General features: G+C 53.5%; 10 protein-coding genes. 4 read left to right on the top strand and 6 right to left on the bottom strand.

Annotation, left to right across the window (positions count from 1 at the left end; genetic code table 11):
* Positions 1-888 (bottom strand): cation diffusion facilitator family transporter (locus tag NA637_RS09740; RefSeq protein ID WP_256072053.1); only part of this gene is annotated, 888 nt, incomplete at its 3' end.
* 393 nt (positions 889-1,281) lie between these two features.
* Between NA637_RS09740 and NA637_RS09735 the strand changes: the two genes are divergently transcribed.
* Complete coding sequence (locus NA637_RS09735) at positions 1,282-1,611, top strand: hypothetical protein (RefSeq protein WP_080950630.1); 330 nt, start codon at positions 1,282-1,284, stop codon at positions 1,609-1,611.
* 278 nt (positions 1,612-1,889) lie between these two features.
* Here the strand turns inward: NA637_RS09735 and NA637_RS09730 are convergent, their stop codons facing one another.
* From NA637_RS09730 to NA637_RS09715, 4 genes are all read right to left on the bottom strand, one after another.
* Entirely contained in the window at positions 1,890-2,015 is a 126-nt protein-coding gene (locus NA637_RS09730) for a hypothetical protein (protein WP_023444716.1), read from the bottom strand.
* Between the two features lie 233 nt (positions 2,016-2,248).
* Positions 2,249-5,419, bottom strand: coding sequence for an efflux RND transporter permease subunit (locus NA637_RS09725; protein WP_102833684.1), 3,171 nt, complete (start codon positions 5,417-5,419; stop codon positions 2,249-2,251).
* 17 nt (positions 5,420-5,436) lie between these two features.
* The gene (locus tag NA637_RS09720; protein WP_256072052.1) at positions 5,437-6,783 is read right to left on the bottom strand and encodes an efflux RND transporter periplasmic adaptor subunit; all 1,347 of its coding nucleotides are present in this window, start codon (positions 6,781-6,783) and stop codon (positions 5,437-5,439) included.
* Between the two features lie 8 nt (positions 6,784-6,791).
* Positions 6,792-8,099, bottom strand: coding sequence for a TolC family protein (locus NA637_RS09715; protein WP_256072051.1), 1,308 nt, complete (start codon positions 8,097-8,099; stop codon positions 6,792-6,794).
* Between the two features lie 830 nt (positions 8,100-8,929).
* On the opposite strand from NA637_RS09715, the gene NA637_RS09710 reads away from it, so the two are divergent.
* The 3 genes from NA637_RS09710 to NA637_RS09700 all read left to right on the top strand — a co-directional run bounded on the left by NA637_RS09710 (position 8,930) and on the right by NA637_RS09700 (position 12,615).
* Positions 8,930-10,249: an OprD family porin gene (locus NA637_RS09710; protein WP_102833696.1), complete on the top strand. Its 1,320-nt coding sequence runs from the start codon at positions 8,930-8,932 to the stop codon at positions 10,247-10,249.
* A gap of 321 nt (positions 10,250-10,570) precedes the next feature.
* Complete coding sequence (locus NA637_RS09705) at positions 10,571-11,245, top strand: heavy metal response regulator transcription factor (protein WP_256072050.1); 675 nt, start codon at positions 10,571-10,573, stop codon at positions 11,243-11,245.
* Positions 11,242-12,615: a heavy metal sensor histidine kinase gene (locus tag NA637_RS09700; protein ID WP_256072049.1), complete on the top strand. Its 1,374-nt coding sequence runs from the start codon at positions 11,242-11,244 to the stop codon at positions 12,613-12,615. The genes NA637_RS09705 and NA637_RS09700 overlap by 4 nt, the downstream gene beginning before the upstream one ends.
* A 122-nt stretch (positions 12,616-12,737) precedes the next feature.
* Here NA637_RS09700 and cadR read toward each other — a convergent pair whose 3' ends face one another.
* The gene (cadR, locus tag NA637_RS09695) at positions 12,738-13,142 is read right to left on the bottom strand and encodes a Cd(II)/Pb(II)-responsive transcriptional regulator (protein ID WP_003292662.1); all 405 of its coding nucleotides are present in this window, start codon (positions 13,140-13,142) and stop codon (positions 12,738-12,740) included.
* Positions 13,143-13,230 lie beyond the last annotated feature (88 nt).

Here is a 13,230-nt window from a genome sequence, read left to right as displayed (position 1 = left end):
AGTGTCGATACAAACACTGCCGTCTAGCTCCATTTCAAGTGTCGAGTGGCTGACTTTGAATTGCTCATGGAGTACTCGTTTTAAATCGGTCTTCACTCGTTCGATATCAGGCAGACTAGCCTTCTTTATGACAACGTGGGCTTCCAATGCAATTGTATGTTCCGCGATTTCCCAAACATGTACGTGGTGAACACTCTCAACATCGTCTACTTGCTCCATGACGTTGATTATATCGGCGATGGAAACTCCTTCTGGTGCGCCCTCCATCAACAAGTGAATGGTTTTAGGCAGCATGCTAAAGCCCTGCCAGAGCACGTAACCAGCAATCATCAATGTCACTACAGTATCCGTCCAGTACCAGCCGTACAGAAGAATCAATGTCCCGGCGACAACAACGCCGACGGAGGCTAGTGCATCCGATACATTATGCAGGAATGCCGCCTTTATATTCATGCTGTCCTTAGACATTGTGTAGGTGAGCAAGGCCGTGGCGATATCTACAATCAAGGCTATTCCCGCCACCACGACCACTGTCCAACCCTCAATAGGCTGAGGGGAATATAACCGACCTATAGCCTCGTAAATAAGGTAGAGACCGATGATAATCAACGAGACCAAGTTGATTAAGGCCGCTATGGTTTCACTGCGTCGGTAGCCGAAGGTTTTAAAAGCATCCGGCGGCCTGCGACCGATCTTACGCGCGATTAGCGCAATAACCAGTGATGCGGCATCGCTCAAATTATGTAGCGCGTCAGCTATAAGCGATAAGCTGCCAGAAAGTATTCCTCCAACAACTTGTGCCAGAGTTAACGCAGCATTAACGCCAATGGCAGCGATTAAACGCTTATCGCCTATGGCTTCGGTGTTATGGTTATGTTCGTGGGCCATTGGTTTTTACCGCTCCTAAAAAATAAAGTAAGACAAGGGTAGGAAAACCAAACGACCGCCCATAATAGCTAATTAGGCAATACTAGTGCCTATACCATCTGGCCTTCCAAACCACACTGACAGAAATGCGACCACTCTCAAGCGAGTTCGTGCATTATCGTCTGAAACTTGCCGATAACTGGCCGATCCCTCTCAAACGTTAAACGACGTTGCTCGCTAATGATAGATGATACGGCGTCAATCCGAGGATGACAAAATTGTAATCTTCCAATCATTCTTTTCGTAGGATAGGCCCTTGCAGATTGGTGCGCCTCGGTGCTGACATGACGAAGCAAGGCGCTCATGTCACCGCGCAATGGAAGCATTACATTTCAATAATGTAATGCTTGGCTCATGCTGCTGTTAGCTTCAATCACGCAAAATTCATTCGAACCTGCAGGGCTCAGCGAGAAAGCTCAGCAAGCCACCTTTGAATTTAGCGAGGACTGCCCTATGAATCTGTTGAAAGCTATTGTTGTTGGTTTGGTAATTTTCGGCTCCGCATCGTCTTATGCAGGAGATGGATACGACCGTTCAATGAAATTTAATGAAAAATTCCGAGCAGATCAAAAGCGAATTCACGGAACCGAATCCGCCGAAAAAAAAGCAAACGAGTTGAAGGTTAATGATATTCGCCAAGATCAGAACAACACGGAAATTAAGAAAGAAACCAAAGCTGACTAACCGCTTCATATCTGAACGATATTCGCCTCCGGCAGCTTCCAAGCTCCTTTGGAAGCAGTTGCACTCTAAGCGCCTTCGGGGCGCTTTTTTGTTTCCATAACTTGCCCGCAACATCGCTACCAGCGAATCGCCCTTGATTTATAAAAGCCGTTTCGTTTAAGTCAGGCCGCCATCGCCTGATCTGTTGTTATTAGCCTTCGCAAGGATCATGTCCGAGTGAGCTGAACAGACGCTGTGGCGTACAGCGCACCCATGTCTGGGTCGCTATCTCAAAGGCCTCACGGTTCGCCCATGATTGACGGTGTCAGCTCGGCCTTGCACAGCCCGCTGATCGTTCCAGCCAGGGCTTTGTCGTAGCTATCGCCCTTTGCTGCCGACCGGGGCAGGTCAGTCGCTGTTTGCATAATCCTTCGTCAGCTCACCGTGGGTGAAAGCCATCAGGTCAAGGACGCGTATGTAGCGAAAGTCATACGCACTAAGCGCTGAGCAATTTTTTATTTACCGCTTAGATGCATCAGACTGCGCCACAAAGGCTGTGCTGTCCGCTGCGCCGCTAATGAAACTGCGCTCCGATAATTAACGCGCCCCGTTCTCGCTAGCTAGCAAGAACGGGGCGTTGTGTGCCGCCATCCAATCTCTAGCTTGTTCTGTCAGCGGCCAACGCGATTTCTTGCTCCGCCAATTCGTCTTCGCGTCGATGAGCCATCTGGTAGAGCAACGGCAAAACTAATAGCGTTAGCACCGTTGAGGAGAGAATCCCCCCGATCACCACCGTCGCAAGGGGACGTTGTACCTCTGCACCGGTACCCACATTCAAGGCCATTGGAACGAACCCGAGTGAAGCCACTAAGGCTGTCATCAATACCGGTCGTAGCCGGGTAAGGGCACCTTCGCGGATCGCAGTGTCCAGAGGTAAACCTTGCTCCCGTAGGCTACGGATGAAGGAGATCATTACCAGGCCATTTAGAACGGCGACGCCTGACAGAGCAATAAAGCCAACACCTGCTGAAATGGACAATGGGATATCTCTGAGCCACAGCGCAACAATGCCTCCGGTGAGCGCAAATGGAATCCCTGTAAAGACCAACAAACCGTCTTTGACATTGTTGAACATCATGAAAAGCAGAATGAAGACCAGGAGCAGCGCCACGGGGACGACAATCTGCAGCCGCTTCGTTGCCGATTCAAGCTGCTCAAAGGTACCGCCCCAGTCGATCCAATAACCTGCCGGGATATCTACCTGGGCCTGGATTTTCTGTTCTGCCTCAGATACGAATGATCCAATGTCACGACCACGGACGTTTGCACTGACGACAATTCGCCGTTTCCCTTCTTCTCTACTGATCTGATTCGGACCGGGGGCCAAATCCAGGGTGGCCACCTCGCCGAGGGGGATATAACTTATGGTGCTGTTTAATTCCCTTGGAAGGGCAATTGGAAGCCGCTCAATTGCGGCGAGATCGCTGCGTATCTCGTCCGGTAAACGAACCACGATATCGAAACGCCGATCTCCTTGAAACAAGGTGCCGGCCTCTCGGCCACCGATAGCTACTGCAACCGCTTGCTGGACGGTATCTAGACTCAGGCCGTATCGTGCGATCTGATCGCGATCGATATCAATCGTGAGCATAGGAAGGCCAGTCGTTTGCTCGACCGTAACCTCGGAGGCGCCTGGTACTTGTCCTAGCACCTCGGACACTTCCGCCGCCGTGCTGTTAAGAACCTCCATGTCATCACCATAGATTTTCACGGCTACAGCGGCACGAACACCGGAAATCAACTCGTTGAAACGCAGCTGAATAGGCTGGGAAAACTCGTAGTTATTGCCCGGTAACTCAGCGGCGGATGCTTGGACCTCGCTTAAGAGTTCGTCGCGCGGCTTGCCTGAATCCGGCCACTGTTCTTGAGGTTTCAGCATGACGTAGCCGTCGGAAATGTTTGGTGGCATGGCATCGGATGCCACCTCCGCAGTGCCAGTACGCGCAAAAATCCGCTCGATCTCTGGAAACTCTTCCATAAGCTTTCGTTCCAGCTGCTGCTGCATCTCTAAAGACTGACTAAGACTGGTAGCCGGTACACGAAGAGCTTGGATAGCGAAGTCTCCTTCATTGAGGCTAGGCACGAACTCACTACCCATACGTGCCCCTACGAGGCCGGAAAGTACAACTGCAACTACGGCAAAGGTGAGCACTACTGGCTTGTTGGCCATCACCGCATCGAATGCAGGTGCGTAGGCCCGTTTAGCATTGCGGATTAGAAAGTTTTCCTTCTCTGTAACACGCTTGCCGATAAAGAGCGCAACGGCTGCCGGGACGAACGTCACCGAGAGAATCATCGCTCCGAATAGCGCTGTCACTACGGTAAACGCCATGGGCGTGAACATCTTACCTTCTACCCCTGTAAGGGCGAATATCGGCAGATATACGATCATAATGATCAGCTGCCCATAGAGAAGAGGCCGACGCACTTCCTTTGCCGCAGCGAACACTTCATGAAGCCGTTCGGACAGCGTTAATGCCCGCCCGTGATGGGACTGAGCGTGAGCAAGTCGACGCACGCAGTTCTCAACAATCACCACGGCACCATCGATGATGATGCCGAAATCCAATGCGCCTAAGCTCATCAGGTTGGCGCTGACCTCGTTGGCTACCATGCCGGTGAACGTAAAGAGCATCGCCAGCGGTATAACAAGTGCGGTTAGGATCGCCGCCCGAATATTACCCAAGAAGAGAAAAAGTATAACCACAACAAGAATGGCACCCTCAGTGAGGTTCTTCTTAACGGTGGATATAGCTTTGTCTACGAGTACAGTTCTATCGTAGACAGTAATCGCCTTTACGCCCTCTGGAAGCGAAAGGTTTATCTCTTTCATCTTGTCATCGACAGCCCGAGAAACTACCCGGCTGTTTTCACCGATAAGCATGAAGGCCGTACCTAGAACCACTTCGCGGCCATTCTCGGTGGCTGCGCCAGTACGGAGCTCCTTTCCAACCTCGACCGTCGCAACGTCGCGGATACGTACTGGGGTACCGTCAACGTTGCTAATAAGGGTATTGCGGATGTCCTCTACTGACTGCATTTGTCCTGGAGCACGAACAAGATACTGCTCGCCGCGTTTTTCAATATATCCGGCACCTAGATTGTTATTGTTTTGCTCAACCGCCTCGATCAGATCTTGTAGTGTCAGTCCAAACGACCGCAAAGTGTCTGGATTGGGGGCGATCTGATATTCCTTTGCATATCCTCCGATCGTATTGATCTCAGTGACGCCTGGTACATTGCGGACTTGCGGTTTGATGATCCAATCTTGAATCTCACGCAAGTCAGCAGAGGTATAAGGCGTACCGTCCGATTTGGTGGCACCTTCCTCAGCTTCAACCGTCCAAAAATAGATTTCGCCAAGCCCAGTGGAAATAGGGCCAAGTGTCGGAGTGACGCCTTCAGGAAGCTGATCTTTGGCCCCACCCAGGCGCTCGTTTACAAGTTGGCGGGCAAAGTAGATATCAGTGCCTTCTTCAAATATAACTGTGATTTGAGAAAGTCCATATCGAGACAAGGAACGCGTCTGCTCGAGCTTGGGCAGCCCGGCCATTACCGTCTCGAGCGGGTAGGTAATGCGCTGCTCCACTTCCAGCGGGGAATAACCTGGCGCTGCAGTGTTGATTTGCACCTGTACGTTGGTGATATCCGGGACAGCATCGATAGGCAGCTTTTGGTAGCTGTATGCTCCTAACGCTGCCATGCCAAGCACAGCTAGCATAACCAGCCAGCGATGCTCTATAGAAAAACGAATGATACGTTCGAACACGATTCTATAACTCCGTATCAGTGAGCATGCGAGGCGCTGGCTTTGCCAAGCTCGGACTTGATGATGAAGCTGTTATCCAAGGCATAGCGCGCTCCGGGCTGGAGGCCTTCCTTGATTTCAACCGCTTCACTATCGCTGCGACCAGTCACGATTGGCTGAGCGGCGAAGCCATGATCGGTCCGTACAAACACCACCGGACTATCTTCCAATGTGTGGATCGCATCGGGCTTAACTGCAACCGGCACGGACGCTCCGCCAGAGCCTACCCGCACTTTGACGAACAGGCCGGGGCGCCAAACACCTTCCGGGTTGGGAAGCGTGACCCGGGCGGTAGCGGCGCGGCTTTGCTGACCAACAAGTGAGCCGACATAAGAAACGGTGCCATTGGCACTGGACTCGAATGCTGTGGCTTCGATAACCGCGTTGCTGCCGACTCGTACCGCGCTGAGTGCATTGGCAGGAACGCTGATATCTGCCCAAACGGTAGAAAGATCGGAAATGATGAATATCTGGTCATCGGTATTGACTGACTCACCGAGAGTGATGTCCTTCTCAACGATCATCCCATCGAACGGCGCCCTGAGTTCGTAGCGGCTCAATGCGTCTGGCTTGCCAGCATCACTGCCAAGCGCTTGTAGCTGTGCGTTTGCATTCGCAACAGTCAGCTCTGCTTCCCGTAGAGCCTGTTGTGCCTGTAAATAATCCTGTTCTGCGGAAATACGCTCTTCCCACAGCTCCTTTTCGCGTCGATAGGTTTTCTGAGCCAATGCAAGACGTTTTTGTGCCGCGTAGAGCTCGCTTCTACGTTCCGACAGGTCAGTACTCGCGATCACAGCGAGTACTTGCCCCTGTTTCACCTGTTCGCCCAAATCGACTTTGACCGCTTCAACGACGCCTGAGAGACGAGGCACAACTTGCGCTGTGCGATCCTGGTTAAACGTAATTTCACCTGGCAGCTCGATTGCGCTTTTTATCTTTGCGGGCTGAGCAGTTGCCAGTGAGATGCCGGCGGCTAGGATTTGTGTCTCTGAGAGTTCTACCTCTGCTGTTTCAGTATGCTCCGCTCCCTCGGGCTCATCTTCATGCTCATCTTTCTCTGCCGCACCGACCTCGTGATCGCTATCGGCGCCTCCTTCATCATGGCCATGATCTCCTTCGGCTTCTGCATCCTCATCCGAATGCCCTTCATCCTCATGCTCCGATTCGTCACCATGCTCGCTATGTGCGTCGCCCGCATCGGGCACAGCTGGACTACTGCGAAGAAGCAATCCGCCAAGCATAAGTGCCACGCTTAATATGACGACGATCCAAAAAATCTGCTTCTTGTGACCAGCCAAGGAAGATGTATTCGATTTACTTTTCATATGGATTCCTATGGCTGAGTGGCCGAGGTGATAACGGCCGACCCATCTCCGACAATTCGCGAGATTTCTGCCGCCGCCTGGTTAGCTTGCGAGAGCGCAGACAGGTACTGAGATCGGGCTTGGAAAAGCGTGCGTTGAGCATCCAGTACGTCAAGGAACGTGAATTTTCCAAGTTCGAACCCCTTGCTGGCAGCTTCATAAGCGCTTTGGGCACTGGGGAGCATATCGTTGCGCAACAGTTCAAACTGCTGGCGAGCAGTGCGCAGCCGCATGTGCGCTTGGGAAAGTTCGCTTTTCAGGCGTATATGGACGGCGTTAAGCTCGTCCTGCGCCTGGTAGGCCCGTTCCTGTGCTGCTCCGATGTTGCCTTGGTTTCGATCAAACAACGGCAGGGGCATCGAGATACTCACCAGTCCCAGCGTGCCGTTATATTCATCTGAGCGTTGGGCACCTACGCTAACCGTCACGTTAGAAAAGCGATTCGTCCTTTCCAGCTCCAACGCAGCCCGACGTCTTTCAGCCTCCCGACGCGCGCGGGTTAGTTGGGCGGAATCGTTCAAACGGCTATAAAGCTCAGCTAGCTCGGGAAGAGGAGGCACTGCCTCTACCGGCTCTTTTACTCGCTCAAAGCGTGGCTGTGGATTTCCCCAGTTGGCCGCCAGCCGAGTGCGCGCAGCTTCGAGTTCAGCTGTGGCCTGGGCAAGCTCTACTTGCACTCCAGTAGCCGCAACCCGCGCCCGGGTTTCCTCTACGGGAGAGACCATGCCGGCCCTCACACGTCGATTGGCAACGTTCACAGCTTGCTTCGCAAGCTTTGAAGCAGCCTGAGCGAGGTCCAGCCGTTCTTGAGCAGTAAGCACATCGTAGTATGCACCCATCACTGCCCCCCTCAGTCGAGCTTGGGCGTCCTGTAGGTCGGCGGCCGCTACGTCCATGGCGCGTTGCGCTGCCTCAATACGAGCCGAACGTTTACCACCCAGCTCTATTTCTTGGCTCAGCTCAAGCGTCGTCTCGGGGGCATCACCTCGGATTCCGTCCTGGCTAGCGGACAATATTGGATTCGGACGTGCTCCGGCTTGGCTAATCAATGCGCGAGAAGCAGCCAGCTCACGTCTTGCAGCAGCCAGTTCAGGGCTTGCAGAGCTAGCGAGCTCCAAGGCGCGTAGAAAGCTTATGGAGTCGACAGACTCAACGGGGAAGGTATTTGACACACTGACAGGTAAGGTCTGTGTGAAGGTCGGCAACTCTAAAGGCTGCGCATAGGCGAGGTTGCACGACAACATCGACAACCCCAGCGGTAAAAGAACTTTTCGCACCGAAATCTCCTAGAAAAGGGAAGGTTCGGTGAGACGTCAGATACAGATAAATGGCGTCCTACTGGTTAATCTGGCGTCTCACCGGCTTTGCACCGATGCGCCAATTAGGTTTCTCAGGACGCCCCGCTTCAGCCGATGCGTAGCTAGCAGAAGAAAACGGTTTCAAGCTTATTGATAATACCGAACCGGGAGAAATCCCTTTCGTTATAAGCGGCTTGATATGGTCGCCATGAAAGACACAGTCTCCATCCAGACTGATTTTTTTTGCGGCTTTTGACGATCCTTCCTCGTCAGCACCCAGAGACTCGTGCGAATGTTCGTGATGTCCAAGATGATTTGCTGCCGAACCATCCTCATGTCTGCAGCTCGTGCTAACAACTGCCCATGATGATTGCAATGGGAACAGGGCTAGCAACAACAGCAGAACTATTTTTCTCATCCAAGGCAAAACGATGACTTCCTGGTTTAGATGTCGAATCCAATCATAGAGCTACCCCCGCCAAGACGCGGAACACAGCGCCGCTACTGCGACAGTGATTCGTCCTGGGTTTAGGACACAATACACGAAAGCGTTTTTATCAGCCTCGCCAAGCCGGGGAGATAACTGATGGCCATGGGGCTGACTTTAAAGAAGAGTGGATAACGACCGCGTGACCGCAACATTACAAATCTGTAATCGAGGATATGCGCGATTGCTTGCCTCTCAGATAACAAAATAGTAATTTGCCGCTAATCCTGCGGTCATCTGCAGGGAAGAACTTGCCTAAGCGCTAAAAAAAAGCGAAAGGCGTCATTTGAGCACTGACCTGCCGTACACCAGGAGCATCATCATGAGCAAAATGGCCGTTTTTTCACTAACAGCCCTTTCGCTGGCATTGGGCAGCGCCCCGGTCTTTGCCCAATCGGAAACAGCGGAGGGCTTCATCGAAGGCAGCACGCTATCGCTGATAAATCGCAACTATTATTTCAATCGAGATTTTCGCGACGGTGAGAGTGCGACCGGCAATGGCTACTCTGAGGAGTGGGCTCACGGGCTGATGGCCTTCTTCGAGTCCGGATATACCCAAGGCTCGGTGGGGATCGGCGTCGACGCCTTCGCCATGCTCGGCCTCAAGCTCGATTCTGGATCAGGACGTTCCGGTGCTGGCGGAACCGTCGATCTTCTCCCCTACAATAGCGCCGGCGATGCCGAGGATGACTTTTCTCGAGTAGGGGGGGCCGTGAAAGCACGGTTCTTGGGCACCGAAATCAAGGCAGGCGATGTATTTCCCGCTACTCCTGTCGTGCACTTTGGTGACGCACGGCTGCTGCCGGAGTCTTTCAAGGGTGTCACCGTTGTGAACAACTCGCTGGACAGTCTTACGCTTGCGGCCGGGCGCCTACACGCGATGAGCCAGCCCAATACCAGCAACACGAACGATGACTTCGTCACGTTTTATGGCGGCGGCGTCGACTCGCCTTGGCTCGGCTACGCAGGCGGCGACTATAGCGTGAACGAAAACCTCAGTCTTAGCCTGTATACCAGCCGGCTGAAGGATGCCTGGGATCAACATTATTTCGGTGTCTCGGCCACCTATCCACTTTCCGATGCCGTCGTGCTGCTGGGCAGTTTCAACTACTACAAGGCAACCGATGAAGGCCGCGAATTGCTGGGCGAATTTAACAACAACATCTGGAGCTCCAGCCTGGGTGTCGCCTTCGGCGCGCACACCGTCACGGCGTCGTATCAGCGAAACAACGGTAACAACGACTTTGACTACTTGCGCCAGGCTGACTCGATCTACCTGAACAACTCCATCCAGTACAGTGATTTCAACTCACCTAAAGAGCAGTCCTGGATGCTGCGTTATGACCTGAACATGGCGGGTTACGGCATACCTGGGCTTACGTTCATGACTCGCTACGCCCGCGGCTGGGGCGCCGATTACAGCAACGCAAATGAGGTATACATGCGCCAAGACGATAACGGCGCGCCTCTAACCGGACAGAAGCGCTGGGAACGCGACGTCGAAGCACGCTACGTTGTACAGACAGGCTCGTTCAAGGACCTCTCTCTGCGGGTGCGCCAGGCTACAACACGGGCGACTGCTTTCGAGTCCGACCTCAATGAGGTTCGATTCATCGCCGAGTACCCGCTCTCGATCCTGTGAAGCACTACGAGCAACACCACATCTTCTTTTTGTGCTCCCTTGGTTTGAAGATGTGTTTCAGGCGCCCGTAGGGCGCCTTTTTTTGCTTAAGTGCACCTCCTTGGGCTGCGGGTCAACCAAATGACCGGTAGATTACAAATTTGCAAGACAGCCCCGCAGGACTTTTACCGCGTTAAAGTGCTTCCCGCTTCCCTGTGCAGATCATTTCGCCTCTGCCTTTCACGCTAGAGCCAAACCTCTTTCGTCTTGACCTTATAGTTACTACATGGATTATTTTTGGTTCCGCTTACCACGCACCTCCTTACCGAGTTACCTGAAAACATGCGCATCCTGGTTGTAGAAGACGAAATCAAAGCTGCGGACTACCTGCAGCAGGGTCTTATCGAATGTGGGTACATCGTCGATTGCGCAAGTGATGGGCTCGATGGATTTCACCTGGCACTGCAGAACGACTATGACATCGTGCTACTGGATGTGAATCTGCCGACCATGGATGGATGGGAGGTGCTCGAACTCATCAGAAGGCGTAAGCAGACACGCGTCATCATGCTGACAGCCAACGGCCGCCTAGAGCAAAAAGTCCACGGTCTGGATCTCGGCGCCGACGACTATTTGGTAAAGCCGTTCCAGTTCCCCGAGCTGCTTGCCCGTATCCGGACACTGTTGCGGCGAGGCGAGGCAGTCGCACTTCCGAGCAACCTGCGTGTAGCCGACCTCGAACTGGACCCGGGCCGGCATAGGGCTTACCGGAGCGGTCAGCGTATCGACCTCACCAGCAAAGAATTTGCGTTACTGCATCTGCTCATGCGCCGGACTGGCGAAGTCCTCACGCGTACGGAAATAACTGCCATGGTGTGGGACATCAATTTCGACTGCGATACCAATGTGGTGGATGTTGCGATTCGTCGCCTGCGGATGAAAGTGGACGAACCCTTCGGCGATCGCCTGATACACACCATCCGGGGTGTGGGCTACGTGCTGGAGGCGCGGCCTTGAAGCCACTCAGCCTCGCATCGCGTCTCGCGCTTCAAATCACACTGACCGGCGCCGCTTTGGTCGCGCTGCTGATTGCACTGAGCTACTGGGTACTGGTGCGCCAACTGGAACTGCGCGCCCAGGAGGAAGTGACGGCCAAGCTCTCTCAGATCGATCATGGACTCCTCGAAGACACCAAAGCCCGTATGGGCCGCTCCTGGCAACACGCATTGAGCGATACCGTACTCGGCCATGACAACCTTTCGATTACGGTCATCGGCGATACAGCGAAATCACCCATTTTCAGTATCGGCCGATTCGCCAATGCGCCGCAGCAGCTGGATCTCGTGAGCAGGGACGGCGACTATCTTGGCTGGACAACGAAAGATGGCGTGCAGATGCTAACCGGGCGCAAGCAAATCCAAGTCCCGGGACTGGCTCCAATGACGCTTTTACTTTCGCAAGATCGCAGTGCCGATCAACGGCTGGTGGCTGCATTCCTGCGCTCGGCCTTAGTGACCGTGCCGATGCTACTGATATTGATCGGATTGGCTGGATGGCTAATCGCCCAAAATGGCTTGCGGCCGCTGCGCAAGTTCCGGGCCTTGGCGACTAAGGTATCGACACAGGACCTATCACCCCGAATCCGCACCGATCGGCTTCCGCAAGAGCTCCAGGCATTGGCGCACAGCCTCAACGTAATGCTTCATCGACTCGATGACGGCGTTCAGCAACTGTCACAATTCTCGGACGATGTGGCTCATGAGTTAAAAACTCCGCTGAACAACCTGATAGGCAAGGCGCAGGTGACTTTGGTGCGTGAGCGAAGCAAGGAGCATTATCGGGAGGTGATCGAGTCGTCGGTTGAAGAACTCGAACGCATGGATCGAATCGTGTCAGACATGCTGTTTCTCGCCCAGGCCAGCCACGCCAGCCCAGCACTGAAGCTCGAACAATTATCCTTAGGAAGCGAGGCGAGGCGCGTATGTGAATACTTCGAAGTCCTTGCCGAAGAAGCGGGAGTCGCTACGACAGTAACGGGCGATGCCATGATTTTGGGAAATCGACTTATGGTCCAGCGGGCCATTTCCAACCTGCTATCCAACGCGCTGCGGCATTCAAATACTGGCAGTACGGTCGAACTTAAGATCCTTGAGGAGGACGTAGACATCGTCTCGCTGGCTGTCACCAATCATGGCGCGACTATCGAATCGGATCATCTCCCACACCTGTTCGACCGCTTTTACCGCGTGAACGGCATACAACCTCGTGGAGCAGGCTTGGGGCTAGCGATTGTCCGTTCAGTGATGAACCTCCACAAAGGCCACGTGGCCGTCGCCAGCAAAGACGGTCGGACCACGTTCGAACTCACCTTTCCTCGGCATGCCTGATTGAAAAGTGATACGGCATGGAGACGAACGCCACTACAAAGGCGCACAAACCACAGGGACGAGCAACCATTTGGGGGCACGCACGTTGGTCGGGTAATCAGGCCCGCGAGCCCCAACGCCATTCATTTAATGCATGCGTCCTCGCTAATTCCGGCGAGAATGCCGCAAGCCTCAACTTCCCGCCCATCGTTGCAATTAGCCCGCAGTGAAACGAGTTGTCGTTCGAGTGACTGCAGAGCGGTTATCTGAGATCTGACTTGAGAAATGTGATCATCGAGTAAGGCATTGACGGCCGTACAAGGCTGGCGAGGGTCATCCTGGTAGCTTTGGAGTGCGTGAATCTCTGGAAGTGACAGATTCAAGATTCGGCAGCGCCGGATGAAGGCTAGCCGCTCGCCATGCTTCTCGGTGTAGACACGATAGCCGTTCGCCTGGCGATCAGGCGGTGGCAACAAGCCCTGCTGCTCATAGAAGCGGATCGTCTGTGTATCAATCCCTATTAGCCTTGCTAACTGACCAATGCGCATCGTGTGAATCCTCATCGGCTCTGCGTTATTGACCTTATAGTAGCTATAAGGCTTTTAATGATCCCATCTTCGATTTCAAGTGGAGCCG

The organism is Stutzerimonas stutzeri (genome assembly GCF_024448935.1).
GTDB lineage: Bacteria > Pseudomonadota > Gammaproteobacteria > Pseudomonadales > Pseudomonadaceae > Stutzerimonas > Stutzerimonas stutzeri_AO.
This window is presented reverse-complemented; position numbering and strand designations above follow the sequence as displayed.

What these genes read in the sequence shown, in the direction of transcription:
- NA637_RS09720 (WP_256072052.1), bottom strand. Translation starts at nt 6,783, where the DNA reads ATGAAAAGTAAATCGAATACATCTTCCTTGGCTGGTCACAAGAAGCAG.
- NA637_RS09705 (WP_256072050.1), top strand. Translation starts at nt 10,571, where the DNA reads ATGCGCATCCTGGTTGTAGAAGACGAAATCAAAGCTGCGGACTACCTG.
- NA637_RS09710 (WP_102833696.1), top strand. Translation starts at nt 8,930, where the DNA reads ATGAGCAAAATGGCCGTTTTTTCACTAACAGCCCTTTCGCTGGCATTG.
- cadR (WP_003292662.1), bottom strand. Translation starts at nt 13,142, where the DNA reads ATGCGCATTGGTCAGTTAGCAAGGCTAATAGGGATTGATACACAGACG.
- NA637_RS09735 (WP_080950630.1), top strand. Translation starts at nt 1,282, where the DNA reads ATGCTGCTGTTAGCTTCAATCACGCAAAATTCATTCGAACCTGCAGGG.
- NA637_RS09730 (WP_023444716.1), bottom strand. Translation starts at nt 2,015, where the DNA reads ATGCAAACAGCGACTGACCTGCCCCGGTCGGCAGCAAAGGGCGATAGC.